Source organism: Varibaculum cambriense DSM 15806, from assembly GCF_000420065.1.
GTDB lineage: Bacteria > Actinomycetota > Actinomycetes > Actinomycetales > Actinomycetaceae > Varibaculum > Varibaculum cambriense.
Genome location: NZ_ATUF01000002.1, coordinates 397622 through 423771 on the forward strand (window position 1 = coordinate 397622; position 26150 = coordinate 423771).

Below are 26150 nucleotides of genomic sequence, written 5' to 3' on the forward strand. Positions count from 1 at the left end.
ATGTCCGGGATCTCTGGGAAAATAAATATAAATTTAGAAGAGTATGGGAATACAGTGAAATGATCTATTGCAACTATTTACACCAATAACGGGGGTGCAGTTACCCATACTGAACCGCACCCCCGTTTGACGCCGTACTCTAGCTTTCGGAAATATGGCGCGCTATTCGGCCACTTATCGGAGCTAGGGCTTCATATATTTCTAAATATCTCTGGTGGTAGAACTGATACTCGCTAGTTGCATCTGAGTTTGGTTCAATCGCATCCGCCATCTCAACCATAGCTTTTGCTGCGCTCCCAATATCTTCATGCAATCCGGCACCAATTGACGCTAATATCGCACCACCCATCAGCGGCCCTTCTGTATTCTTCGGGAATAACATTGGCACCCCAGTGACATCTGCATGCATCTGCATCCAGAATCGCGATTTCGTCGGTCCGCCAGAAACCACCACTTTTACCGGGTCGAAACCTTTATCCCGGAATGTGTCAAAAATAGTTTTTGTTCCATAACAAACCGACTCCAGAACAGCTCGGTATAAATGGGCTTCAGTATGCGAAAGAGTCAGCCCAGTGAACGCTCCCCGGGAATAGGGATTGGAAAACGGAGAACGATTTCCTTGGAAATGATCCAGTGCTACAACACCGTCACAGCCTATTGGAATCTTTTGAGCTTGTGCATCCAAATACTTGTAAAGATCTCCGGATACGTTGCTGGAACTATGGGCATCAACCGTAAACCTATTGGTGAACCAATTATTTACTGAACCGGAAGAAATCTGTCCTGCTTCAACTGTGTAAAGACCAGGAATAATAGCATCATAATATGCTCCCCAAATCCCTTTGGCATAGATAGCTTGATCTGTTTGCCCCAGCATTACGTGAGAAGAACCGGTAATTAGAGCCAAGGATCCTTCGTCAACGACCCCTAAACCGATTGCACCGACATGAGCATCGATACCTCCCATCGTGACTGGAATTCCCGCAGGCAAACCGAGCTCTTCGGCAGCTGCGCTACTTAGCTCACCCACTACTTCGCCCATATTTAACACGTTCCTAGGTAGTTTTCCTAGGGCGTCGGGAATTCCCGCCTCTTCGTAGAGGCTAGTGGGCCAGCCTGACCAGTTTGAGTCGTAGAAGTATTTACAGGTAGCTGTGCAAATCGACATTGCCCACTCGCCTGTTAACTTGAAATTCATCCAGTCGATACAATCAACGAATACCTCTGCCTTTTTATATATATTGGGCTCATTTTCGGCCAGCCACATAAGCTTGGGCACACCCCACTCGGCAGATACCGTTTGCATTCCCGCGTATTTAAGAGCAGGATCCCCGGTACTGGTTAGTTTTTCAGCTTGTTTAGCAGCCCTAACATCCATCCACAGCAGGCAGGGACGAAGAGGATTCCCACTGCTATCGCAAGGGATTACCGTTGCAGAAGTCCCATCGACTGCAATTCCTGCGAAGGCGTCAGCTGGCAAGTTAAGCAGCAACTTTTCAATAGCAGTTATTAATCCATCCCACCAGTCTTGGGGATTTTGCTCAGCATGAGCGGGTTTAGGAGTGTAAGTCTCCACTGAAACAGATGCTGAATCAAGCATCTTGCCATCTGGAGTAACAGCAGCAACTCGTACTCCTCCAGTTCCAACATCGATACTCAGCAATAATTTATCAGCCATTTTTAACCCCATTGTTAATAGATATTTCTTACTTACTTAGAACCGCTCTTGAACCAGACAAACCCAGGCGATTGGCTCCCGCATCAACCATTGCTGAAGCCGTTTCGGGATCTCGAATGCCTCCAGAGGCTTTAACTCCTATTTCGTCACTCACCGTCTCGCGCATTAGCTTCACAGCTTCTACGGATGCTCCCCCAGATTTATGAAATCCAGTAGAAGTTTTCACAAAATTAGCTCCAGATTTTTCTGCGCATTGACATGCTTTAACAATCTCTTCCTTGGTCAAACATGCAGATTCGATGATTACCTTAAGTACCACGTTTTCGCCAATAGCATCCCGTACTGCTTTGATATCGGAGACAAGATAGTCCCAGTCATGCTCTTTAGCTTTTCCAACGTTAATAACCATATCTATCTCGTCAGCACCATTTTCTACCGCTAGTCTTGCCTCGAGAGCTTTCACCTCACTTGCATGAGCACCACTCGGAAAACCGCACACGGCAGCCACCTTTAAAGACTTAGGAGTAGAAATAGGTAACATACTTGGTGAGACACATACCGAGTAAGTACCGAGTTCCACTGCTTCCTCAATTAGCTCTTTGACATCCTCGGATGTGGCTTCGGGAGCCAGCAGGGTGTGATCGATAATATTTGCAGATACTTTTGTCATGATTACCTTTCTGCTAATACTTCCTTAGCTGTTTTTTCATCGGTAATTAAAGTGGTCATAAAGCCACCTTTTAGAGCAGCTCTGGTTATTGACGCTTTGTTTTCACCAACGGCTACCCCAATGGAATTTTTAATCCTTTTCAGTGTTTTTAAATCAACACCAATAGTTCTCGATTCCAACTCCGGACTCACTATTTCTCCGGCTCCGTTAATAAAACGGCCGAGAATATCACCTACGCCACCATTTGCTCTTAAATAGCTAACATCTTGGCGGGTAATGCATCCAGATTCAACGAGTACCGAGTCGAACCTCAAAGCTCCCAGTGAAAAAATCGCCACATCGACCTGACGTCCAATATCGAGCACACTTACTACTCCAGGATCTTCGCGAAGATCTTTTGCCAATGAAACTTTTGAAACAATTGCTGGACAAGGCAGCCCCTTAGCTTTACCACTTGCCTTTTGTGCGAAGCTCAAAATAGTTTCTTGGACAGATTGAGCTGAAGAGAGTGCAGCTACGCCCCCATTAAGTTGGACAATCATAGGATCTACTGCCCATCCTGATTCCAATGCTTTCGCCACCTTAGCGAGTGTGCGTCCCCAAGAGACTCCCACAAGCTGAGGCATAGGCTTAAGCCCAGCCAAGTACTTGGCACTTTCATTGGCTACTGCAGTAACAGTATCCTCTAGATTCAAACGATTCCGCACTACGATAGTTCGGGAAAGCGAAAAACGATTGGTTATTTCTTTCTCAAGAGAACTGACCCGGACATAGGGATCAACGATTTCTATCGAAACATACCCTTCGTCATAGGCTTCTTGCAGTAGTCGCCGCACCGTCCACCGGGAACAGTTCAGCTCTTGTGCAACTTGGGAGGTGGTTTTCCTTTCTAAAAAATATAGTCTGGCCGCCCCCAAGACCTGTTCTCTGCGGTATTCACTGGGAAGCTTCATATCAACTATTGACGAGTCTTATCCGGCATGAAAATAACTTTAGAGCTATGAATTTCCCGGTTATACATACGTTTTATAGTTTCTGCTACAGCATCCAAGCCAAGCTCGTGGGTAATCATAAACTCCCATTTCAGGTCTCCGGAATTAAGTTTCTCTACCGCGGTTCTCCATTCATGGCCGGGGAACGGCGCAGAGAAAGAGTTCCATGACCCCATAATTGCCGCTTCTAAACGCATCAAACGTGCCCAGCTTGAATCCGAAATGGTGATATCAGCATTAGGAATACCAATCAAGACTAACTCTCCGTGACGAGCCAGTACAGATACTGCAAGATCAGGAACAACTCTGGCTCCGGAAGTCTCAATAATGACGTCAAATCCACCGCCGATGTCTTCCAGATCCCCCCAGTCGCTAACTGCCTCATCGGCTCCGGCTTCCTTGGCTAACGGTATTTTCTCTTTTGTCACATCAATAGATACAACTAGGGAAGCACCCATGATTCGTGCCCACTGAATTGCGAAAAGTCCAATGGGTCCGCCCCCGCCCGTTACCGCAACTCTTGACCCTACAGTGAGCTTAGTGCGAAGAATAGCATGCAGAGCGATAGCAGCTGGGTCCACCATAGCTGCAGCTCTCAAGTCCAGAGTATCGGGAACCTTCAATAACAAATCAGCCGGCCCGCATACGTATTCTGCGTAGGCTCCGTGTCGGCGCGATCCGTAATAATCATAGTTTTCACACAGCGAGAAGTGCCCCTGCTGACAAGGTCCGCAGTTAAAGCACGGCAGCATGGGAGGCACCGTCACATGATCGCCAGCCTTCACAGAAGTTACATCCTCGCCAACTTCTTCTACTACCGCCGAGAACTCGTGCCCGGTGATAAGTGGCAGTTTATGCGGTCCCTTTTTGTACATTCTGTCTAAATCAGATCCGCAAACTCCGCATGCAGCAATTTTGAGTAGCGCTTCCCCAGATCCAGGTTTCGGAACATCTACCTGTTCCAGCCTAATATCGTCAACCCCATACATAACCACTGCAGTCATTTTTACTGCCATATCTGCCTCCTATCAGTCTAAACAAGCTTCTTTGCTTGCTAACTAAACGCTAGTTGTTTAAGGAATATATACGGCAATAAAAGAAAAAACTGCACCATTGGTGCAGTAAAAAATATAAAGTGTGGCCGACCCGTTGGCCGGCCACACTTTATACAAAGCTTACTTTTCGCGCTTGCGCTTGCCGTAACGGGCTTCGAAGCGAGCAACCCGCCCTCCGGTATCCATAATCTTCTGCTTACCGGTGTAGAAGGGGTGGCAGGCGGAGCACACATCTACCCGCATAGTGCCGGAGGTAATGGTAGAACGGGTTTCAAAAGTGTTCCCACAGGTGCAAGTAACCGTGGTGGGGACGTATTCGGGATGAATTCCCTGCTTCATGGTTTCTCCTTGAGGTTCTCAGGGCGCCGGGTCCAAATGCAGGTTACATAAGGTGAACCGGAACCGGATTTGATTATGCCACTTTGCACGTTACTAACGCCAGTTCTCAGGCAAAATGTGGTGGGGGTGACCTTTTATTTCTTCTACCCGACCCCCATGTTCACCATCCGAATAACAATTCTGATAACAATCTAATAACAGCAGGAATCTTGTCAGGTTATTCCTGCTGGTCAAGAGGGATAAAAACCGGCTCTACCTGCACTGTGAGCAGACTTACCTAACCTGGCCATGTTGGAAGTCATTAAAGGCCGTTAGGATGAAGATGTTATTTAATCGAGCCGTTTTGGAAGCACAGATACCAATGTCGAAGAAAGCAAAAATTACCGTTGCCGTGATAGTTACCGCGCTGGTGGCGCTGGTAACGGCATTCGCTATTTATGTGACCTACTATGCGATAGGGAAAAAGGCACTGCCGGGCACCACGGTAGGGGAAGTCAAAGTATCGGGAATGACCAGCTCCCAGATCCAGAAACAACTGGAAGCCGCCCAAACCGACTACAAGGCAACTTTCTCAGGCCAGGGAATTGCAGAGAAATCATTTACCCCGCAAGAAATCGGCTACCGGTTAGACGCGAAAGCTACTGCGAAGAACGCGACGGAACGCAACAGCGCTTTCAGCTATGTCAGCAGCCTATTTAGTTCCCGCCAAGTAGATATCGTTCACGACATCGATCCGGCAGTAACCAACAAACTATCGCAGGATCTTTCTAAAGATATTCCCGGCTCCAAGCCTGCTACCGAGCCGGTAGTCAAAGCTAATGCTGAAGGAACCGGATTTGAAGTAGTTCCCGGCAAAGATGGATTCGGGGCTGATACTCAGACTCTGATCGCGGCAGCCAACAAAGTTATGGAAACTCAGCAGGATCAAAATTCCTCGATAAAGGTGAGCCCAGTTAAACCGCTGGCCAGCCAAGATATGGCACAACAAATGGCAAATGCAGCCGCTAAACTAACTGAAAACAAAGTCACCATCACTGCGGGAGAAAAAACCTTTACCGCTGACCAAAAAGCAAAGGTTAGCTTTGTAAAGATCCCTACTATCAGTAAAACCGCTAAACCTGAGGCAAATCAGCAGGCTGTCGGAGAATGGGTGAATAAGAATAAAGAGGCAGTCGAGGTTAAGAAAGTTGACGGCAAACGATTCGTCAATAGTGCTGGCAAAGTTCTAAAAACCGAAACCGAACCTAAAGATGGCGTAACGGTCAGCAACGGCGAAAAACTTATCCAAGAGATCAGTAAGAACTTTGCAGCTGGAAAAGATAGCTCCGTTAGTTACGAAACCCAGGTGGAAAAAGCTAGCGTCAAAGACAAGACCATTGCTGATGGCGCGGAAAATCTAGCCTATATGGCTGCGCCGGGAGAAAAATGGATTGATATCAACCTGTCTAACTACTCCGTAACCGGATATGAGGGTGCCACCGTTGTCAAAGGTCCGGTCGCCATGGTTCCCGGAGCTCCTGCTACCCCCACCATTAAGGGCAATTTCGCTGTGGAACGCAAATATCGTTCCAAAACCATGCGGGGCTTTAACACTGACGGCAGCCGCTACGTTTCTCCGGATGTCCCCTACGCTATGTTCTTTTCCGGAGGTTATGCGCTGCACGGAGCCCCCTGGCGCGGATCTTTCGGTTGGGGCGGCCCGGGGGGTTCGCATGGTTGCGTGAATATGCCGGTTGGCGGGGCACGCGATTTCTACGATTGGGCACCAATCGGAACCCCGGTTATTTCCCACAGTTAGGCATAGCCTTAAGGAACTACCTTATATCAGCTGCCGGTAACCCCGGTTTTCAGTTAGATAGCAGCCAGGAAATGATCAGGTCTCCGGAGGCACGTAACCCGTCGTGATGCCAGTCTGGTTTTTCTAAAATATTGGCTCCCATGACCCTGCCGGTATTTAACGATAAGGCGCGGGGAACGAAAATGTCGTCCCGGTAAACTACCGCATGTACCGGTACCTGATTCTCCGCCAATTTCTGCGGGTCATAGAGCACCGGCCATTCGGTTTCCGCCGCCAAGTCATCCGCTAGTTCCGCTAGGGACTGGAGCGACGGATCCTGTGCGAATACCCAACGCCCAAAGTGTTCCCCGGTTAGATAATAGGGTTGCTCATAGTCGAGAGGATCACCATTTTGGGCGAACCCAGGAGCCTTTTCGCGAATCCGATCTGCCGCCCAAGCGGTCGGCTCTACTTCGCTTTGCGGCACCGCATTTCCATAAATAGTTTCATGCAAGAGGGCGTAGAGGGGATCTAGGGCAAAACTAACCCGGCTTCCTACCTGTCCTAAAAATTCTTGCGTGAGGTGGCGCTTACCTCCGGTCTGTACAAACGGCGCCTCAAACAGATAGCGCAAGTTCTCTAGGCCGTAGCTGCGTCCCAGCTCTAGTCCTACCTGCCGAATCCTATTGGGGGTAAGTTTTTCTCCGTTGGGCAGATACTCATCATGTTCTAGCACGTGCGCGCAGGTTTGCCGGACTGCCTCTTCCATGCCGGGTAGGGCGTAGAACTCTTGGCAGCGCCGAGCAGTGGCCGCAAAAGTTTGCTCGTAAATCCGGTTTACCTTGGTAAGTCCCGGTAGTCCCCCGGTGATATAGGCTTTTTCGATAGCCTCGGGAAAACGAGACAGATAGGCGGTAATAATAAAGCCGCCGAAACTTTGCCCCATTACGGTCCACTTTTTTATGCCGAGGGCGCGGCGTAATGCTTCGGCGTCCCCTACGATCTGGTCAGCGCGCATTAGCCGCAACCAGGCTCCGGCGCGGGAACCCAAAGCGGGAATAGTAACGTTATCGAGCGGAGTGGAACGTCCGGTTCCCCGCTGGTCAAGCATGATGATCCGATATTTTTCCAGGGCAGCACCGAACCAAGGTGAAGACCAATCGGCCGGGCGAGATCCTTTACACCCGGGACCTCCTTGGAAAAAGATCAGGTAAGGTCGGTTTTCATCATCGTCGAAGGCGATTTCGCGGGCGTAGATCTGGATATTGGTTTTCCGGATTTCCGCATCTACCCAGGGGGGTAGGAACTGGTTGTTGGATTCCGAGCTTTTAGGTTTTCCGGGCGATTTGACAGAGGTTTCTGCACTACTGGAAGTGACCGCAAATAATTCGCTTTGCACTCCGCTCTCCTGGATATCTGTCCCGCGCGCCAGGTTTACTACCGGATTTTTCGCCGAGTCCGGGAACAGTTTTAGCGCCACTTCTGAGTGGTAGAGAGGAACCGTCAGAACGTGTTCGCGGATTAGGTAACGTCCTTGGCGATACTCTTTGGGGTTAGGATTTTGTTCTAATTGCGGATAAAGAGGGCGCGCTGGCGCTGCTGCGGGAGCGACCGGGTTTTGCTGACTTCTAGTTTCGCGGGGGTCTTCTGGATACCGGTATTTTGCGGTTTTAGCAGCGTCCTCAGCTGGTGTATCGGAAGTTCGCTCACTGGTACTCTCCTTTCCCGATTTCCAGCCCGGTCCGAAATCCGCTTCCCGGGGAGAGCCCGACTGGTATGCCCGCGCAATCGCCTGCGCATGGGAGTCTGCCTGCTCATTTAGGGGATGACCGGCATGTCCTTTTACCCATTCAAAACTGACCTTCCCCTTCCTAGCAGGGTCAGAGAGTAACTGATCTAGGCGTTTGACCAGCTCCAGGTTGGCTACTGGTTTACCGCCCCCAGTTTTCCAGCCTTTTTTCTTCCATCCGAACCGCCATTTGGTCAAAATATTGATCACGTATTGGGAGTCCGCCTGAATCAATAAATCATCGGCTACTGTGGCAGTTTCGGTAAGTAAATCGGCTACTGCCATCAGTTCTGCCTGGTTATTAGTTCCCAGAGTAAATCCGCCGGCACGCCAACACTCAGGTGACAGATACCAACACCAGCCGCCGGCACCGGGATTGCCGAGGGAGGAACCATCTGTTGCTGCGATAATCATCTGCAATCTCCTAACTGCACACCTGGAAAATCAAAATAACCTGGGGACGCCGGTCGGCGTCCCCAGGTTATCAGTACCAGTATCACATCTTTCGCTCAGGCTTAGCGTTTGTCACTCTAATCTGGCGATTAGCTGGCGGATTTCAATTTAAAGATTACCTGCCGTCCAGCCGTTATTAATGCCCTAGTGCCAGAAATGGCGAGTACCGGTCAGGTAGAGGGTTACCCCTGCATCCTGACAGGCCTTGATAGTTTCCTCGTCACGAATCGAACCCCCTGGCTGCACAATGGCTTTTACGCCCGCCTCAATCAAGGTTTGGGGGCCATCAGCGAAGGGGAAGAAAGCATCAGAGGCGGCCACTGAGCCACGGGCCCGCTCGGGAGCAGCCTGACCTTCCGGTACCTGCCCCAAGGTGTTGGCGCGTTGGACAGCCAGGGCGCAAGAATCAACGCGATTTACCTGCCCCATGCCGATGCCCACGGTGGCCTGATTCTTCGCCAGCAAAATAGCGTTCGACTTTACTGCCCGCACCGTCTTCCAGGCAAACGCCAGATCCGCCAGGGTGGCTTCATCGGCTGCCGGTCCCGCGGCCAAAGTCCAGTTTTCTGGATTATCTCCCTCGGCCTGCAGACGGTCACGAGTTTGCGCCAACACTCCCCCGCTAATCTGCCGGAACTCCCATTCCACCGGGGCATCCGCATCAATCCGCAAAATCCGCAGGTTCTTCTTAGTCTGCAGCAGCTCCAGCGCTTCGGCGTCGTAGTCGGGGGCAATAATAACCTCAGTGAAAATCGGTTTCACTTGCTGCGCCATCTTCAGTGTAACTTCACGGTTGCAGGCAATCACTCCGCCATAAGCGGACAGCGGATCACAGCCGTGTGCCAGCAGATGTGCCTTCGCTACGTCCTCGGCAACTGCAATCCCGCAGGGATTAGCGTGTTTGATGACTGCCACGCAAGGCTCGCTATGGTCGGTGGCGGCGCGCCAAGCTGCATCGGCGTCAGTGTAGTTGTTGTAGCTCATGGGTTTGCCACCCAGTTGTTCTGCCTGTGCCAGACCGCCTTCTTCATCGGTGAAGCGGTAGACCGCGGCCTCTTGATGCGGGTTTTCCCCATAGCGCAAGCTGTGCAGTTCCTTAAGCTGGGGTTTCCACTCTTCCAGGTTAGGCAGGGCGCTGCTGGTGGTAGCCGCGTCCTCGCCCTGGAGTTGCTTAGCAAACCAGGAAGAAATCTGGGTGTCGTAAATAGCGGTGTGGTTAAAAGCCTTAGCTGCAAGTTCGCGGCGCTCCTCGGCAGTGAAGCCCCCGCGCTGCAAAGCAGCCGCTAGATCATCATAGGAACTGGGATCGACAATCACTGCCACATCGGCGTGATTCTTGGCAGCCGCCCGAATCATCGAGGGGCCTCCGATATCGATTTTTTCGATGCAATCAGCAAACCCCGCGCCCGAAGCTACCGTGTCGGCGAAGGGGTAAAGATTACAAACCACCAGGTCAATCGGGGTTACTTTCAGTTCTTCTAGTTGGGCAACGTGCGCAGGCAGTTCCCGGTTAGCCAAAATCCCGGCGTGAATCAACGGGTGCAGGGTTTTTACTCGCCCGTCTAGGCATTCGGGAAACCCGGTCACCTGGGAAACTTCAGTTACCTCTACCCCGGCAGCGGAAATCTGGTGGGCGGTGGAGCCGGTGGAAATAATCTCTACCCCGGCGGCCTGCAGGCTTTTCGCCAGTTTATCCAGGCCGGTTTTATCGTAGACGCTTACCAGGGCACGTTTAATGGGTTTAATTTCGCTCATGACGCGGGATCCTTTTGTTGCATTCTTTGTCCAGCCCAGGCGAGCGACTGTCCTTTTACGTTCCCCAGTGGTAATCCACTTTTTTCGCCAGTCACGTTAGTGCCAGTCTACCCTGCTGGCTTCGGCGGCGAAAGTTAGTCTTGGTCAGGAAGTTCGATGGCTTGGGTGGAAGTGTCGTCAGCGTCGCGGCGCGGTTTGCCCACTTGCAGACGGCCCCGCTTAAAAATCGAGCGTTTAATTGCTGGCCGCTTCAGCTCAGCTGTGGGAAGCCGCTGGGCAGAAGATTTTATTTTTTCCAGTTCCTGGCGTTCTCTGGCGATAACTTCATCGGTTTTGCGTTCTGCCCAATCAGTGGCCAGATCTTTTATTTCCTCGGTGTTAACCGGGAGGGCTCCCCGCGAACGCGCAAATTTTTCTTCCGGAGTCTGCGGAGGGACGGCTGGTTTACTCGCCTGGTCAGCTTGCGATTTTTCGGTGGTTTCGCGGGAGTCTTTGCTATCTTCGGCAGTATTTTTAGGTTTCTTTTCCGCCTCGCCCTCGCTACCGCTTGCTTCACCAGCGGGGGCAGGGTGCGAATCTGTTAGCGGAAGTTCTGACGGTTGCGCTACTTGTTCAGTTTCCGTCGCCTGGTTTGCAGCTGGGGACACCTCCGATGAATTACCGTCCCCTGCTGATTCTGCCGCTTTTTCGTCCGCTCCGGTTGCTTCCGGGGCGCCAGATTTCGCGTCATCTTCCTTCACCGCAGATTCGGCACTAGCGGCATTCCGGGACTGGATTTCTTTCGCTTTTTCTTTCGCAGCTGCAAAGCCTTGCCGGCTAGCCCGCTCGCTCGCCCTCTTGAGTTTGCAGAAATTATCTGCCAGGTAAGCACGAGCGCGCGGGTGCACAACCGTTGCTACCAGCAGGATCGGGATCCACACCAATATGAATCCCATCGCCGCGGTGGTCAGCGGGTCTGCCCCCCATACGGACATGCGTTCCGCGCCGATGGAGCCAGAAGCTAAGAAGCAGAACCAAGTAGTTAAAACAGTAAACGAAAGGGTAGCTACCAGGAAAGAAGCCACGTGGGAGAAGAAATCTACTCGCGCCATAGAAGTATAAAACAGGTATCCGCACAACAGACTGAGCGCCACGATCACTGCCGGTATCCAGTACCCAGGAGTCTGGGTAGGTAGGGCCCCCAAAATGGGGACTGCCGGAATAGGGCCGGTTTTTACCTCAGTCAGCGAACGGATAGTGCCGGTTCCTTGGTGAAATCCCGGCCCTAAAATCCAGGCTAGCGCCCAGGTTTGCACAGTCGGCAAGTAGAGCAGTTGTGCCAACCAAATTAGAATCCCTGCCCCTAGGGACAGACCATAGAGGTCATAGATATTCTTTACTGCCGGGAAATGGGTGCACACTTGGGCTATTACCAGGATTAAGGTTGCAATCCCAAATAGCTTGAAGATTTGCCAACCCGCACGCACCCCGGAAATAACCCAGCCGGGTACGGTCCAAGTGCTATTAGTGCCGTCCCAGCTGCGTTCATCACGGTCAATACCGAGGCGCCGGTTTTCTAGATCTTGATCGTAAGCATGATCCGGTTTGCGCACGCGGAGAATAAACTGCTGGCTCCAACTGGTAAAACCCTCGAAGTCAACCTTTAAGCGCGCTTGGGGATGCCGCCGGGAAGGTTTTTCCGTATCGGGACGCTGATTGCGATCAAAGAGATAAAAAGCATAGATAACCGTGGCGAAACCGTGGAGTAGCGCCCAAAAGAATAGTGCCCCCAGGCTGTAGGATCCGCGCACTACTAGTCCCACCAGGGAGGCGACTATCGCTTGCGCCAAGGGGTAAACCCACAGTACAGCTCTACTTTCGAGGACGAAAGTGCGTGCTAAGTGTCCGCCTAGCCAGAGATAAGCTATCCACAAGCCCAGGGGAATCACCGATAAAGTGGCAGCTTGCCCGACACCCGCATGGAGAGGAACCGCGAATCCGAGAGCCCAGATACTGGAACCTACGGCTAAGGAATCCGTCCAAACCGTGTCAGCCATCCAGGGGTTGGCCGAGGTGGAAAAATATACTCCCGCGCTGATGGCCAAGAAAATAAACCAGGGAATTATGCAGTTAAGGAGGGCGGCTGCCACCATCCGGGTAATTCCGCGGGGAATTCTGACAGTGAGGGTGCGCCGCCCTTTGGGGGAGCCAGCTTTGGGATTGGTGATGCCGGCATCTCCGGTAGCTTTCCCGCCGGTTAGGGTTTTCTTGCGCGGTAGCCGCAGTTTCGCTAACAATCCGCGTCCCCCAACTGCCTTTACGCTGCTAGCCGGGTGTTTTTGTCCTTTAAAAACTACTTGCTTAGCTGGCCCCGGGCGTTGCTTTGCGCTTTCCCGCGGAATATTTCTGGCCGGTTTATCGGTCGTCCCCATTTGGGTATGCGCAACTTGCTTCCTGGCTCCTGCAGATTGCCGAGGATTTTTGGGAAGATTAGGCCGGCGCAACATCCCTACTATTGTCCACTTTTTCGCTCTCTTACCGCTTAGGCGCACCGCGGTCCGCTAGGCCTGGCAGCAAATAATCTCTGGGGGGGGCGGCGCGTTGCGCCGCCCCCCCCCAGAGATATCTATAGGTATCCAGAATTTAGCGAGCAGTCAGCCAACAGCCAGACAGCCAAGCTATCTAGCGTTGACCGTCAGTTAGCTAAGAGCTTTAAATGCCGCCCTGGCCAGCTCGGCAGTCTGGGAAGGAGTCTTCCCGACTTTTACCCCATGGGCTTCCAAGGCTTCTTTCTTGGCTTGGGCAGTCCCGGCCGAACCGGAGACGATAGCGCCTGCGTGTCCCATGGTTTTACCTTTAGGCGCAGTAAAGCCTGCTACATACGCGATCACCGGCTTAGTAACATTAGCGGCGATATAGTCGGCGGCGCGTTCTTCCGCATCGCCTCCGATTTCACCAATCATCACGATTACCTTGGTGTCGGGATCTTTTTCAAAGGCCGCGAGTGCATCGATATGGGTGGTGCCCACCACCGGGTCACCACCGATCCCCATACAGGTGGTGAAGCCAATGTCGCGCAGCTCGAACATCATTTGATAGGTCAAAGTACCGGACTTGGATACCAATCCGATAGGCCCAGAACCAGTAATATCGGCGGGGGTAATCCCCACATTAGACTGTCCTGGCGTAATGATCCCCGGGCAGTTCGGACCGATAATCCGGCAGCCCTTTTCCAGGGCGGCATTTACGAACTCGGTGGAATCTTGTACCGGAATCCCCTCGGTGATCACTACGATCAGCGGCATTCCCGCCTCGACCGCTTCTAACACCGCGCCCTTAGCAAAACGCGGAGGGACGAATACTACCGAAACATTCGCGCCCTCTTTTTCCATCGCTTCTTTCACGGTGCCAAAAACCGGCACCGAAACCGTTCCGGCTTTAACGCCTTTCTTTTCTGCGGCCTCTCCCAGGGGGACGATATCGAAATCGACCGTTTGCCCGGCTTTCTTGGGGTTGGTACCCCCTACCACATTGGTACCGGCACCTAACATTAATCGGGTGTGTTTGCGCCCCTCGGAACCGGTCATGCCCTGTACGACAATCCGGGCTGAGGAATCAAGGAATACTGACATTTGGTTTCTCCTTATTCTTTTACCGATTCTTAACAGCCAGCAGCGAGTTTAGCTGCCTGGGCGGCGCCAGCGTCCATAGTTTCTACCATGGTAACCTGCTCTAAGTTCGCATCTTCCAAAATCTTGCGACCAGCCGCCACCGCGTTGCCGTCTAGCCGCACTACCAGCGGCTTAGTGGCTTTATCGCCCAACATTTCGATTGCTTTCACGATTCCAGAAGCCACCTGGTCACAGGCGGTGATTCCTCCGAATACGTTTACAAATACCGACTTGACCTGGGGATCACCCAGAATCACGTCCAGCCCATCAGCCATAACCTGCGCGGAGGCGCCGCCCCCAATATCGAGGAAGTTCGCTGGTTTCACTCCATATTCTTCCCCGGCGTAGGCAACCACGTCCAGAGTCGACATCACCAAACCGGCGCCGTTACCGATAATTCCCACCTGACCTTCCAGGTGCACGTAGTTCAAGCCCTTTTCTTTAGCTTTGGCTTCCAAAGGATCCTCGGTACGTTTGTCTACCAACTTTTCGTGAGCAGGCTGCCGAAAACGGGCGTTATCATCCAAAGTTACTTTCCCGTCCAGGGCAATAATCTCGCCCTCTTCACTGGATACCAAGGGGTTTACCTCTACGAGGGTGGCGTCCTCGCCCTGGTAAACGTCCCAGAGCCCTTCCAGCACCGGAACAGCCTTTTCGATCAGCTCTTCGTCCTCAAAACCGGCCTGTGCAAGAATCTTGCGGGCAACATCCTCATCAATACCAGTAACCGGCAGCGGCACCTTCGCCAAAGCTTCCGGGCGTTCCTTGGCCAGTTGCTCGATCTCCATACCGCCCTCTTTAGAGCACATAGCCAGGTGGCGGCGGTTTGAACGGTCAAGCAGAATCGAGAAATAGTATTCGGAAGCAATATCCGCACCAGCGGCAACTAACACCCGGTGTACGGTATGGCCTTTAATATCCATACCCAAGATTTCTTCGGCTTTTTCCCGCGCTTCCTGGGGGCTGCGGGCGAGTTTAACTCCGCCAGCCTTGCCTCGGCCACCCGTCTTCACCTGCGCTTTTACCACCACTAGGGGCTGGGCGAGTTTCTCGGCTGCTTTTCGAGCTTCTTCAGGAGTTTCGGCCACAATCCCGGCCAACACGGGAACTCCATGTGCCTCAAACAGGTCGCGAGCCTGGTATTCGTAAAGGTCCACTTGCACGTCCTCTCATTAAGTACCTTGATATCAAGATATAGGACTATAGTACCGCATATTCGCGCCTATTACGTCACGAGAAAGTGCTCTCCCTCACTTATCAGCTGGGGTTGATTTTACGCAAGAGGGGCATAACTAATCACCTACCACAAATCTAGTAACGAGGGCGCGAAAGGCAGTTTTTCTCCCTCCCAGGCAAATTTCTGTCTTTTTCCGGGCGAAACTCCCTAATACTTGTGGTTCACGATACGATTAATACTCAATTGAAAGCTGTTGCACGAAAAATCAAGAAAGTAGATTGGAAATAGCTATGCTCTTGTGGGATCGCGCCGCCCCGCTGATTGTGTGCTACTTCTTGGTGGCGTTGCTGATCCCCTTCCTAGTTAAGTATTTTAGGCAACGCACATTTTACTTTGCTGCTCTTATGCCCTTTAGCGCCCTCGTCTGGACGCTATCGCACACTCGTCAGGCTTTCGGCACGGGATCGCAAGGGTTAGCTGAGTTTTATCAATGGTCAAGCGCGCTGGATCTAGAGATAGGGTTTCGACTGACCGGGCTATCTTGGCTGATGCTGATAGTGATTAACCTGGTCGGTTCGCTAATCCTGGTTTACTGTGCGCAATATTTCTCCGAAGATTCTCCGCGACTACGCCAATTCATTGCCGCTTTCCTTGGGTTTGCGGCCTCTATGTCCGGTCTGGTCTTGGCAGATCACACCATGACCCTCTACTTCTTCTGGGAAATTACTACTTTCAGTTCCTTTATTTTGATTGGTCACGAAGCTGAAGAACGTGCCTCTCGTGCCGCCGCCCGCCAGGCGATTTTGGTGACCACCACCGGATCTTTAAGTATGTTCGCAGGGTTTGTAATCCTGGGGATCATGCCGGGAGGCTCCTTTAGGATCAGCGAGCTCTTAACCGTATTGTCCTCCCCGGCTGCCCTGGGAACGCCGATCGAACCGGTAGCGGCAGGCAGTGGATTAGCTTTGATCTTATTTGCGGCAGTTACCAAGTCGGCAATTTTCCCGACTCACTTCTGGCTCCCTTCCGCGATGGCCGCCCCCACTCCGGTTTCCGCGTTCCTGCACGCGGCGGCCATGGTGAAAGCAGGAATCTACCTAATCGCCCGTTTTGCGCCCGCATTTGCTCGTTTTCCCGTACTTACCTGGGCTATTGTCATTTTAGGGGCAGTGACGATGCTGCTAGGAGGCTACGCGGCGCTGCGGCAAACCGACTTAAAACTAGTGTTGGCTTTCGGCACGGTTTCCCAGCTGGGATTCCTGACTATGCTTATCGGTTCGGGCACCCCCCAGCTATACCTGGCTGGTTTGTGTGTTCTGGCTGCCCATTCCACCTTTAAATCCGGTCTATTCCTGACCACCGGGACTATTGAAAAACAAACCGGCACCCGCGAGTTCCCCAGTCTCTGCGGCCTGGGGGAACGTTCTCGCACGTTGGCCATCTGCGCTCTCGCGGGAATCCTGTCCATGTCCGGAATCCCGATCACCAGTGGATACTTGGGGAAAGAACATGCGATTACCGCCCTTATGGGCTCGGCAGACAACCGGCAGTCGGCAGTAGTTCTCGCGGTGCTGATCGTGGGATCGGCATTAACTTTTGCCTATTCGCTGCGCTATTTTTGGGGCGCCTTCAGTCATAAGCATGACCGCGAAGGCGCTTGTCCCCATCGCCAAAAACTGCGGGCAACCGGTAAGACCCTAACTGTGGTTCCCGGGGTACTCACCGGGCTTTCGGTAATCCTCGGGTTCTTGCCGAGCATCCTCGACCGTTTTTTGCGCCCAACCGCGATTCAAAGCTATGAACAAGATCCGGGGAGTCTCCATCTTTGGTCGGGGATCTTACCTGCCTTAGTGACTGTCGTTATCTTAGCGGCAGGTTTTGTCCTGTTTTGGAAGCGCGCCCGCCTAGCGCGAGTGCAGCGGCGGTTAGCGTTCTCGCCGCGATGGAGCGCCCAGGGCCTGTATTCGCGGACGATCCGTTCCTTGGAGCACGGCGCTGCTTGGATTACGGGGAAGGTGCAAACCGGTTCTCTTCCTGCTGACCTTTCAATCATATTTACGGTTTCGGTAGTGGCAACCGGGGTATGCCTACTGGGAATTAACGATATGCATAGCTGGCATTTCGCGGATTCTTTCGGGCAAGCATTTATTTGTTTTGCCCTGATCGGAATGGCCGCCATCTGTGTTGTTGCCCAACGCCGCCTGAATGCAGTACTGGCGCTCTCAGCCTGTGGAGCGGCAGTGGCCGCCGTTTACGTACTGCAGGGAGCCCCGGACTTAGCGCTTACCCAATTAGTGGTAGAGGCGGTTACCCTGACTTTGTTTTTACTGGTACTGCGACGCCTGCCAGCTCGGTTTTCCCGCCGGGTCAGCCGCTGGGCTCCCGGATACCGTGTATTGATCGCCGCTGCCTGCGGAGTAGGCATCGTGTTATTGGGCCTATCCGCATCCTCTGCGAGGATTCATGAACCGGTCTCAAACCTGGTCACTACGGAAGGAAGTATTTTTGCCGGGGGTCAGAACCTGGTCAATATCTTGCTGGTCGACGTAAGAGCCTGGGATACGGTCGGGGAACTTTCGGTACTGCTAGTTGCCGCTACCGGAGTTACTGCCCTGATCTACCTGCGAGGGTTATCTACCGCCCTGGCTAGGTCCCATCGGGAACGCCGACACCGCCTATTAATGAGGGCGCAGCGACGGCGCGGGCATTTGCGGAAAATTTCCGCTGGTCCCCAACAAACTTGGCTGGCAGTTACTACCTTAATCAGTCCGCGCCGCCGCTCGATTTTGCTGGAAGTTTCTACCCGGATCTTGTACCACACTTTGTTACTGGTGTCGGTATGGCTCTTGTTTATCGGCCATAACAACCCGGGCGGTGGCTTTATTGGAGGCATGGTTGCCGGGATTGGGATTACGATCCGTTATTTTGCGGGCGGACGCTTTGAACTGTTAGAAGCGGTTCCGGCCAGACCAGGCGGGATCATTGCGGTCGGTATGACTACTGCCGTAGTTAGCGCCTTGATTCCTTTAGCGTTTGGCTACACCATTTTGCAAAGCGTAGAAGCACATATCGATTTAGGGATATTAGGGGAACTGCACTTCACTTCGGCCATGGGTCTAGATATAGGGGTGTATTTACTGGTTATCGGGGTAGTGCTCGATTTATTGCAATCGCTAGGCTCGGAGATTGACCGCCAGGGTGAATCCGCTGGCCACCAGCTGCCGGAAGCGGATATTACCGGTCGACAAGACCCGAAGGATCAAGCGGCAAGCTTATCGGATAATAGCGAGGAAGCTGTAGATTCCTCCTCTGCTGCGAAAGAAAAGGACTTGGTGCAAACTAGCGTTTCCGCGTCTGAACCTCAGGAGGCAAAGCGATGAGTGTTTCTCTCTGCCTGTTATTAGCTGCCGGATTCCTAGTTGCCTGCGGGGTTTATCTGGTCACCGAACGTACTTTAACTCGGATAGTTATTGGGTTAGGGCTACTGGGGAATGGGATTAATCTGTTCCTGCTTTCCCAGGGAGGACGCGCCGGCACTGCCCCAATTTTGGGTACTGCCCTGTCGAAAATGTCTGATCCTTTGCCGCAGGGAATGATCCTCACTGCCATCGTATTGTCGATGGCTACCACGGCGTTCGGCTTGGCGCTTGCCTACCGTTCCTGGCGACTATCGGGACATGATGAGGTTACCGATGACCTAGAAGATCGGCGTCTGGCAAAGACCGTGGGCAATACGGAACGCTTCTTACGCCTGGATCTAGATGAACTAGATAAGAGCCACGGTCGTAAAAGGAGGGAACTGTGAACTTTATTTTGGCGTTACCGGTTCTCCTTCCTCTGCTAGCGGCGGCTCTAACTTTGGGATTAGGCCGGCACTACCGTATCCAATCGGCGGTTGCCTTTGTTACGCTGTCACTTTCTTTGATCTTTGCCCTCGCGATTTTAGTGTTAACTGACCAGGCAACCCTGGTTTTAGATGTGGGTTCTTGGGCAGCACCGATTGGCATTTCTCTGGTCGGTGACCGGCTGGCGGCAATAATGCTGTGCACGTCCCTAGTGGTGATGGTGACGGTACTGGCCTATTCTCTTTCGGAAGGCACCGTCCACGAATCGGAAGATATTCCAACTCCGATTTTCCACCCCACCTACTTAGTGCTATGTGCAGGAGTGAATAACGCGTTCCTCACCGGAGACATGTTTAACCTGTACGTGGGGGTAGAAATCCTGCTCACCTCCTCGTTTGCATTGATTACTCTGGGAGGCACCCGCGATCGCATCCGCTCGGGCACAGTTTATGTGGCGGTCTCGATGGTGGGGTCAGCGATTTTCTTGGTAGCACTTGCCTGCCTGTACGGCGCTTGCGGCACCATGAATATGGCACAGCTGTCTATGCGGCTAACTGAAATCGATCCCGCAGTCGCCATGCTTATCCAAACGTTATTCCTGGTGGCGTTTGGCTTAAAGGCGGCGGTTTTCCCGTTATCCGCTTGGCTGCCGGACTCTTACCCCACCGCTCCCGCCCCGATTACCGCGGTATTTGCGGGTTTGCTAACCAAAGTTGGGGTATATGCGATTATCCGGATGCAGGTGTTGATTTTCCCGACCTCCCCAGTAGATGTGGTGTTGGCAGTAGTCGGGATTTTCACCATGATCGTGGGAATCTTGGGGGCAGTTGCCCAGGACGATATTAAACGGTTGCTGTCTTTTACCCTGGTTTCCCATATCGGTTTCATGATTTGGGGAATTTCTCTAGCTAACACCTTGGGGATCGCCTCGGCAGTGTTTTACGCTGTCCACCATATTCTGGTGCAAACCACCTTGTTTTTAGTGGCAGGCATGATGGAGAAGGTGGGCGGTTCTACTTCGCTGCGCCGTCTGCACTCTTTGGCCAAGATTTCCCCGCTGCTAGCAGTCTGGTATTTGATTCCGGCTTTCAACCTGGTGGGTTTCCCGCCTTTGACGGGTTTTTTGGGCAAACTGGGGCTCGCCGAGGCGACGGCGGCGCGCAACACTCCCCTGGCTTGGGCGCTGTTGGCTGCGGGGCTAGTTGCCTCCCTGCTCACCCTGTACGTGGTGGTCAAAATCTGGTTACAAACTTTCTGGCAGGGACGTGAATCCGCGCAAGAAAGTGGTGGCGAAGAAGAGGTAGCCGTCGATACCTTGAATCCGGCCTCCCGCATTCCCCGGGGAGTCTGGGCGGCAACCGGTTTTCTAACTGCGGTAACGATTGGACTATCAGTATTTGCCGGTCCGGTCTACACTTTCACCGAACGGGCCACTATCTCTATGTCCCGCGCTGAATATCAACGCGCGGTTTTGGGAGAGGACGGACGCGGACACGGGATCTCTAAGCTTGCCTCGGAAAACTGGGGAGATTCTTTAAACGAGGACAATAGCCATGCGGCTACTACTGCGGCTAAAACCAGTACCAAGAGCTTTATTTTTGATGCTTGGTCGCTGTCCCCGCGGGAGTCTAATAGACCTCTGTTAAGGGAAGGAGGCCGCCGTGACTAGCGAAAACAGTGATAACGTGGCTCAGCAGACCATAGCTGTGTCTCCTGCCAATACCGCGCCGCCACGCCCTAGTTTGAAACAGCGTTTATACACTCTCCCTCGGCGCTGCTCTTTGGGGATGAGCGCCTGGTTGTTTGCAGTCTGGATGCTGCTAATTCGGGACCTGTCTGCGGTGTCTATCGGCGGTGGCGTGCTGATCGCGGTGGGGTTGCAAGTATTTTTCCCGATGCCGCATGTTAATCCGGTAAAAAGATTCCGTCCCTTGCAAGTTGTTTGGCTGGTACTACGCTTCGGTTGGGATCTTTTGGCGTCTGCTTTACAAGTAGCGTATGTGGTGCTGCGGCAGAAACCGGCGCGTCCGCAGATAATTGAAGTGGAAATGATTACTCGCTCAGAGTTTTATTTAACTATGGCTTCCGCTATGACCTGCCTGGTACCAGGTTCTTTAGTAGTACGGGCTCGGATAAACCCCTCGCGAGTAACTTTGCACGTGTTAGATCGCGACCTATCTAAAGGGGCGCGGGGGGTAGAGAAATCTTTGCACGCCCTCGAAGTGAGAATTGTGAAAGCCCTGGGCAGTAAGGCAGAGATTCAAGAAGCTCAGGAGCGTTTGCAACGCTACGAGCAGCTGGTAGCAGAGGGCAAAATCCCCTACTCAGCCCAGAGTCCCTATGTCATTGACGAGGGCGCCCAGCCACGACCTGAGAGTGAAAGGCACTAGGCACTATGACTTTTATTTTCGCTTTAAACTGGGCGATGCTCGGTGTCGCTGAACTACTGGCTTTGTACGTGTTGTGGCGGGGACCGGGGATTTTGAATCGTACCGTTGCCTTGGATTTGTTGACGGCGATCACCATCGGAATTATTTGTTTAGTGTCGGTTACCGGGGAGCGTGATGACACTATGCAGATTCTATTGGTGCTGACTTTGGTGAGTTTCTTGACTGCCACCGCGGTGGCGCGGATTATTGGGCAGCGCTCCGCGGCAGAACTGGCACAAGATGCTGGACCTAACGTTGCTAAGAAACCGGAGCCTAAAGAGGACGTGGTTATCTCGGAAGGAGGACGTGATGAGTGAAAGCTGGTCTACCGCCCTCACCTACCTGGGGATAGCGATTTTAACTCTAGGGTCTGCGTTGACTCTGATTGCTGCTATCGGGGTAGTTAAATTGCCGACTTTGCTGCAAAGGCAACACGCTGCTACAAAACCGCAGTTAACCGGGTTCATTTTGACCTGTCTGGGTTTGGTGGCGATTCGCCAAACTTGGTCGTGGCTGACGGTAGTGCTGCTCGCGATTGTGCTGCAAACTCTGACCGCACCGATTGGTGCGCACTTGATTGGTAGAACCGCTAATCAACGCGGCGAGATCAAAGACGCAGGTGCAACAGTTTACCGCCACTTACATTTGCCAGTCCCCGGTAAAGATGCGCCTGCAGTAACCCGGGACAGCTAAATTCATGTACACCCGTAAGCAAAATAAAAACCACTCTCGATGTAACTTTTTTTACGCATTGGATGCTGTATTTGATACCTGAATGCTGTTTTTCCCTGCTCCTGAAGCAAAATTAGCTTGCTAACAATATCTCGTTATACATGTTTACGATATTGCTAATCTCCGACAGGGTAGCTATCCGGGAGTGAGCTGCATTTCTGGAATCGGGGGTAAGTGGTGGAGCGTTTTATCGGACGCGAACGCGAGCTAGAAGCACTAGAGAGAGCGTGGGGCAGTGATCGTTTCGAGTTCACCGTTGTCTATGGGCGCCGCCGGGTTGGAAAAACCCGTCTGATTAGGGAATATATTGCAAACAAGCTCGCTGTATATTTTTTGGCGCTGGAGGTCGATGAGAAGACAAACTTGAACAGTTTTTCCCGTGTGTTTTCCCAGTTCCAAGCCTCAAACAAGCCAGGCTTAACGGTCTCGCGGGCAGGTTATAGTTCTTTTGAGGATCTATTCGCTGATATGGCGGATACTGCTCGCCACACCCCGTTTGTGCTAGCAATCGATGAGTTTCCGTACTTGGCGGCGAGTTGGCCGCCGATTTCTTCGTTACTGCAGAAGTTTTGCGATTCGCAATGGGCAGGGACAGGACTACACCTGATTTTGTGCGGATCGTCGATGAGTTTCATGGAGCGACAGGTTCTCTCCGCGAAAAGTCCTCTGTATGGGCGGCGTACCGGTCAGATTCGCTTACGACCTTTCGATTTTTTGGATACCGAGGATTTTCTCTCCCCTCTACCCCGTTTGGATGCCGCAGTTCTTTACGCTGCTACCGGTGGCGTGGCGGAATACCTCGACTTTATTGACACCAGTGCAAGCGTTTCCGAGAACCTGGCGAAACTATTCTTTGATCCCAGCGGCCGGCTGGTGGAAGAACCAGGAAACCTACTAAAACAAGAACTGCGAGAGCCAAAACGCTACAGCTCTATTTTGCGCGCAATTTCTGACGGAGCCTCAAAACACAATCAAATCGCTACAAAAACCGGGATTCCTACCGGGGCTCTCACGAACTACCTTGGCGCCCTGATAGACCTGGGTATCGTGGACAAACAAATTCCCTGGAATGCGACAATGAAAATGGGCGGGCGAAAAACCATTTATCGGATTCAAGACGGCTGTTTTCGTTTTTGGTACCAATTTGTGCAGCCCAACCTGTCGACTATCGAGTTGGGTGCAGGTTTAGCAGCTCTGGAAGCGAACGTTATTCCAGGACTCAACAGTTTCATGGGGCTGGGGTTCAAGCAGATTGTCGCGGATCTTTTCGACCGCGACAATAGCACTGGAAAGCTAGTCGAGCTGTACCAAAATCGTGCCCGCTGGTGGGGTAGCGACCCAAAAACGCATCAATCCGAAGAAATCGATCTGGTCGCCGGAGGGAATAAATCTACTCTGTTCATCGAAGCTAAGTGGTCCAGGCAACCCGTCGGCATTGAAGTCCTGAAAACCCTAGAAAACCGCAGTAAACTGGTCAAACACCACAGGACACCCCGCTATGCTGTCTACGTAAAGTCAGGATTCACCCCCGAATTAGCCCGCCACGCACAAGGGCGCGAGGACGTGGAACTGCACAGTTTCCTTTAAAAATAGCCACGGGTTTGCGAGACCAGGTTCAGAGCATTTTTCGTGACTATCTAGAATCGCTGTCTGTTCGGGGATGGTATGAGCTTCAAAGAACGCGCGCGAAAAAGCGTAAAGCTCATCGTAGGTCATCGTTTTCATCCATGGAATAGTCGCTAACCGTTATATTCGTGTTCACCATGACAAACATAGTCCTGCCCAGGTACGATCCCCACAGGTGCGGGGCATTCGGCTTTAATCGCTAAAACCGCTCTATTCCTATTCTGAGGACAACTAGCTATTAAAATCTCATCCTCTTTATAAATCTAAAAATTGGATTACCAATGACTAGCTCGATTCGACACGCAACTTATAATCCGCGACGCCGCAAGGACTTCCCCACCTGCTCTAGCCACTCCAATCGATTTGACATAGCCGGAACTTTGACCAGGAAAGTTGTTTCCATTCCCAGTGGCAACAGTCGACGTACAGTCAGTTGAGCCTGTTCTGAATTGCGCTCTTGCTGGAAAGTAGGGATATCAAATAGCTCATTATCGTCGCCAATACCTAAATAAAATGGAAAACTAGGGGCAAAAGCTTTACGACCCAGATAAGTAACGAACTTTGGAGCAGCTAGAGCTCTATCAATTTCTTCAGCGTGTTCACCAACGAAAATCCGGACGATAAACTCAGCGTTAGATAGATACGTACGGCGGGCAATGGCGTTACCATGTTGAGAATCAGGAGAAAACAGTAAGTCTTTTTTGGGGGCTTGCCTTCGTTCCAATAAAACATATAGACGTCTAGAAAAATCCCAAGATTCTGGACGTGAGCCAATTATTTGAAATTCATCTACCAACCGACCGAGATTGTCTTCCCTTACATCGAAAGTAAGGTTATCCAGCCAAGTAGGAAGTTTCCCCCGCTCATAGCCCAACGCCGCTGCTATCAAACCAATTAAGGCTGATCGTCTTGGGTATCTTTGAGTTCTCGAAATATTGCCCGATACTTTCGGTCCAGCCCAGCTCTGCAGGGGACCTGCTAAACGCAAATAAATTGAAGTCATTTTCTTATCCAGGAAATTATCTGGTCTATCAGTTCATTCTTGGTTAAAACCGATAAATTCTGGGTTCCATTTTCTGCGCACACCTTAAAATCAAAACTATCCAGATTCTCGTGAGAGCCTGAAAGAGCGGTTACTCCTCTAAAATTATCTGGGTCAAAACGGCGAGCCGAAATGAACTGTTCCTGTAAGCGCTGAATCGTCGCTGCTACGTAGCCGCCTTCGGGATCTGCCTGAACCGGGTTTTCAAAATCATAGGCAATTCTATGTGCTTGTTCTTCCGCCAAGACTAATGCAGGCACCACGTAAGGAGCGGTTACATTCTTCTTACCGCTAGGAAGAGCATAGATTAAAGCATCTATCATCGCTCGTAAGTTAGCGATGCTATCATCCCTATCGAATCCAGTCCATGAACGGTGAAGCTGAGCCTTGTCAATAGTTGCTGTGCGATAAAAACATCCACTTGTATATAACGCCGTACCTAAATACGTCGATCCAGCGCCTTGTTTTTCATTTGGGTAGTCATCTACGGTTGAGAAATAATCGGTTTCAATAGTGGCTGCATGGGTGGAGACTGCTGGGGATACTGCAATCGCTGCCTCAGTATTTTTGCTAGGTAGCTTGGCGAACATACGTCCAAAAGCAGCAATTGCAAGGGATCCTGTTTTCCCATCTTCGATAAAATCTCCGGATTCTTCGCTTGCAATCTGTGCGGCGCAACTCTCTATTTCTTCTTCGCTCAACCAAATTGATTGCCGCTGCTCCTTAGGATTACTGTTATCGCCTCGTTCTTCATCCGATTTTTTAGAGGATTTAGCCCCGGTGTCACTTGCATCTTTACTTACAGAGCCTTTTTCAGATTTAACTAAAGCCCGTAATGCCTCACCGGCCTTCATAACTGCTTGTCGAATCTCTAAATCGGGATTTATCTCTTTAGATCTCTTCCCGATTAGCTCTGCCAAGTTCCCAGATCGTATTGAGATATCTCTCGATTTTTGTTCATAAGAGATCCTCACTTGGCGTTTAATTGCCTGCGAAGAAACACTACTTCGTAGAACCCCTCCTTGTAGAAGATGCTTAGGGGTTCCTGTATCGTCACGATTTACATTTGACCAGGGTAAAGAGAATATCGTATGTATTGTCAAGAAGTTAGACATGATCAAGAACCTTTCGCTTGTTTATA

Annotated in this window: 20 protein-coding genes and 1 riboswitch; of the genes, 8 read left to right on the forward strand and 12 right to left on the reverse strand. The window is 51.7% G+C overall.

Annotated features, from left to right (window positions below):
• Window positions 1-139 precede the first annotated feature (139 nt).
• From F605_RS0101875 to rpmE, 5 genes are all read right to left on the reverse strand, one after another.
• Window positions 140-1678 (reverse strand): FGGY-family carbohydrate kinase, encoded by a 1539-nt coding sequence (locus F605_RS0101875; RefSeq protein ID WP_027723504.1) that lies wholly within the window; start codon window positions 1676-1678, stop codon window positions 140-142.
• Window positions 1679-1706: 28 nt separating this feature from the next.
• A complete protein-coding gene (gene deoC / locus F605_RS0101880) occupies window positions 1707-2348 on the reverse strand; it encodes a deoxyribose-phosphate aldolase (protein ID WP_022864219.1) in 642 nt (213 codons plus the stop codon).
• Window positions 2349-2350: 2 nt separating this feature from the next.
• Window positions 2351-3301: a sugar-binding transcriptional regulator gene (locus F605_RS0101885; protein ID WP_022864220.1), complete on the reverse strand. Its 951-nt coding sequence runs from the start codon at window positions 3299-3301 to the stop codon at window positions 2351-2353.
• Between the two features lie 5 nt (window positions 3302-3306).
• Window positions 3307-4356: a galactitol-1-phosphate 5-dehydrogenase gene (locus F605_RS0101890; protein WP_022864221.1), complete on the reverse strand. Its 1050-nt coding sequence runs from the start codon at window positions 4354-4356 to the stop codon at window positions 3307-3309.
• Between the two features lie 159 nt (window positions 4357-4515).
• Window positions 4516-4734, reverse strand: a complete 219-nt coding sequence (rpmE, locus tag F605_RS0101895) for a 50S ribosomal protein L31 (protein ID WP_024059374.1) — start codon at window positions 4732-4734, stop codon at window positions 4516-4518.
• Between the two features lie 322 nt (window positions 4735-5056).
• Here rpmE and F605_RS09295 point away from each other — a divergent pair, with 322 nt between their 5' ends.
• A complete protein-coding gene (locus tag F605_RS09295; protein ID WP_162138266.1) occupies window positions 5057-6532 on the forward strand; it encodes a L,D-transpeptidase in 1476 nt (491 codons plus the stop codon).
• 49 nt (window positions 6533-6581) lie between these two features.
• Here the strand turns inward: F605_RS09295 and F605_RS0101905 are convergent, their stop codons facing one another.
• The 5 genes from F605_RS0101905 to sucC all read right to left on the reverse strand — a co-directional run bounded on the left by F605_RS0101905 (window position 6582) and on the right by sucC (window position 15315).
• Window positions 6582-8714, reverse strand: coding sequence for an alpha/beta fold hydrolase (locus F605_RS0101905; protein WP_022864223.1), 2133 nt, complete (start codon window positions 8712-8714; stop codon window positions 6582-6584).
• Between the two features lie 183 nt (window positions 8715-8897).
• On the reverse strand, window positions 8898-10508 hold the full coding sequence (gene purH / locus F605_RS0101910) for a bifunctional phosphoribosylaminoimidazolecarboxamide formyltransferase/IMP cyclohydrolase (protein ID WP_022864224.1): 1611 nt from the start codon (window positions 10506-10508) through the stop codon (window positions 8898-8900).
• A 26-nt stretch (window positions 10509-10534) separates the two neighbouring features.
• Window positions 10535-10613, reverse strand: a riboswitch (ZMP/ZTP riboswitch).
• A 29-nt stretch (window positions 10614-10642) separates the two neighbouring features.
• On the reverse strand, window positions 10643-12919 hold the full coding sequence (locus F605_RS0101915; protein WP_022864225.1) for a cell division protein PerM: 2277 nt from the start codon (window positions 12917-12919) through the stop codon (window positions 10643-10645).
• A 267-nt stretch (window positions 12920-13186) separates the two neighbouring features.
• Window positions 13187-14119, reverse strand: coding sequence for a succinate--CoA ligase subunit alpha (gene sucD, locus F605_RS0101920; RefSeq protein ID WP_022864226.1), 933 nt, complete (start codon window positions 14117-14119; stop codon window positions 13187-13189).
• 29 nt (window positions 14120-14148) lie between these two features.
• Window positions 14149-15315 carry an ADP-forming succinate--CoA ligase subunit beta gene (sucC, locus tag F605_RS0101925; protein WP_027723507.1) on the reverse strand — a complete coding sequence of 389 codons (1167 nt, stop codon included), beginning with the start codon at window positions 15313-15315 and terminating at the stop codon, window positions 14149-14151.
• A 310-nt stretch (window positions 15316-15625) separates the two neighbouring features.
• On the opposite strand from sucC, the gene F605_RS09300 reads away from it, so the two are divergent.
• From F605_RS09300 to F605_RS0101960, 7 genes are all read left to right on the forward strand, one after another.
• Entirely contained in the window at window positions 15626-18715 is a 3090-nt protein-coding gene (locus tag F605_RS09300) for a Na+/H+ antiporter subunit A (RefSeq protein ID WP_022864228.1), read from the forward strand.
• Complete coding sequence (locus F605_RS09305; RefSeq protein WP_022864229.1) at window positions 18712-19140, forward strand: Na(+)/H(+) antiporter subunit C; 429 nt, start codon at window positions 18712-18714, stop codon at window positions 19138-19140. The genes F605_RS09300 and F605_RS09305 overlap by 4 nt, the downstream gene beginning before the upstream one ends.
• Complete coding sequence (locus F605_RS09310; protein WP_022864230.1) at window positions 19137-20849, forward strand: Na+/H+ antiporter subunit D; 1713 nt, start codon at window positions 19137-19139, stop codon at window positions 20847-20849. The genes F605_RS09305 and F605_RS09310 overlap by 4 nt, the downstream gene beginning before the upstream one ends.
• Window positions 20842-21570, forward strand: coding sequence for a Na+/H+ antiporter subunit E (locus F605_RS0101945; RefSeq protein ID WP_022864231.1), 729 nt, complete (start codon window positions 20842-20844; stop codon window positions 21568-21570). The genes F605_RS09310 and F605_RS0101945 overlap by 8 nt, the downstream gene beginning before the upstream one ends.
• Before the next feature lie 5 nt (window positions 21571-21575).
• Window positions 21576-21926: an MrpF/PhaF family protein gene (locus tag F605_RS09315; RefSeq protein ID WP_022864232.1), complete on the forward strand. Its 351-nt coding sequence runs from the start codon at window positions 21576-21578 to the stop codon at window positions 21924-21926.
• The gene (gene mnhG, locus F605_RS0101955; RefSeq protein ID WP_022864233.1) at window positions 21919-22302 is read left to right on the forward strand and encodes a monovalent cation/H(+) antiporter subunit G; all 384 of its coding nucleotides are present in this window, start codon (window positions 21919-21921) and stop codon (window positions 22300-22302) included. The genes F605_RS09315 and mnhG overlap by 8 nt, the downstream gene beginning before the upstream one ends.
• Before the next feature lie 216 nt (window positions 22303-22518).
• Complete coding sequence (locus F605_RS0101960) at window positions 22519-23928, forward strand: ATP-binding protein (RefSeq protein ID WP_040765162.1); 1410 nt, start codon at window positions 22519-22521, stop codon at window positions 23926-23928.
• Window positions 23929-24274: 346 nt separating this feature from the next.
• On the opposite strand, the gene cas5e is transcribed toward F605_RS0101960, so the two are convergent.
• A complete protein-coding gene (gene cas5e, locus F605_RS0101965) occupies window positions 24275-24970 on the reverse strand; it encodes a type I-E CRISPR-associated protein Cas5/CasD (RefSeq protein WP_022864234.1) in 696 nt (231 codons plus the stop codon).
• A complete protein-coding gene (gene cas7e / locus F605_RS0101970) occupies window positions 24967-26124 on the reverse strand; it encodes a type I-E CRISPR-associated protein Cas7/Cse4/CasC (RefSeq protein WP_022864235.1) in 1158 nt (385 codons plus the stop codon). Before cas7e ends, cas5e begins: the two co-directional genes overlap by 4 nt.
• Window positions 26125-26150: the final 26 nt, after the last annotated feature.

Coding starts and splice junctions, on each gene's coding strand:
- F605_RS0101875 (WP_027723504.1), bottom strand. CDS start 1,678: ATGGCTGATAAATTATTGCTGAGTATCGATGTTGGAACTGGAGGAGTA.
- deoC (WP_022864219.1), bottom strand. CDS start 2,348: ATGACAAAAGTATCTGCAAATATTATCGATCACACCCTGCTGGCTCCC.
- F605_RS0101885 (WP_022864220.1), bottom strand. CDS start 3,301: ATGAAGCTTCCCAGTGAATACCGCAGAGAACAGGTCTTGGGGGCGGCC.
- F605_RS0101890 (WP_022864221.1), bottom strand. CDS start 4,356: ATGGCAGTAAAAATGACTGCAGTGGTTATGTATGGGGTTGACGATATT.
- rpmE (WP_024059374.1), bottom strand. CDS start 4,734: ATGAAGCAGGGAATTCATCCCGAATACGTCCCCACCACGGTTACTTGC.
- F605_RS09295 (WP_162138266.1), top strand. CDS start 5,057: ATGTTATTTAATCGAGCCGTTTTGGAAGCACAGATACCAATGTCGAAG.
- F605_RS0101905 (WP_022864223.1), bottom strand. CDS start 8,714: ATGATTATCGCAGCAACAGATGGTTCCTCCCTCGGCAATCCCGGTGCC.
- purH (WP_022864224.1), bottom strand. CDS start 10,508: ATGAGCGAAATTAAACCCATTAAACGTGCCCTGGTAAGCGTCTACGAT.
- F605_RS0101915 (WP_022864225.1), bottom strand. CDS start 12,919: ATGGGGACGACCGATAAACCGGCCAGAAATATTCCGCGGGAAAGCGCA.
- sucD (WP_022864226.1), bottom strand. CDS start 14,119: ATGTCAGTATTCCTTGATTCCTCAGCCCGGATTGTCGTACAGGGCATG.
- F605_RS09300 (WP_022864228.1), top strand. CDS start 15,626: ATGCTCTTGTGGGATCGCGCCGCCCCGCTGATTGTGTGCTACTTCTTG.
- F605_RS09305 (WP_022864229.1), top strand. CDS start 18,712: ATGAGTGTTTCTCTCTGCCTGTTATTAGCTGCCGGATTCCTAGTTGCC.
- F605_RS09315 (WP_022864232.1), top strand. CDS start 21,576: ATGACTTTTATTTTCGCTTTAAACTGGGCGATGCTCGGTGTCGCTGAA.
- mnhG (WP_022864233.1), top strand. CDS start 21,919: ATGAGTGAAAGCTGGTCTACCGCCCTCACCTACCTGGGGATAGCGATT.
- cas5e (WP_022864234.1), bottom strand. CDS start 24,970: ATGACTTCAATTTATTTGCGTTTAGCAGGTCCCCTGCAGAGCTGGGCT.
- cas7e (WP_022864235.1), bottom strand. CDS start 26,124: ATGTCTAACTTCTTGACAATACATACGATATTCTCTTTACCCTGGTCA.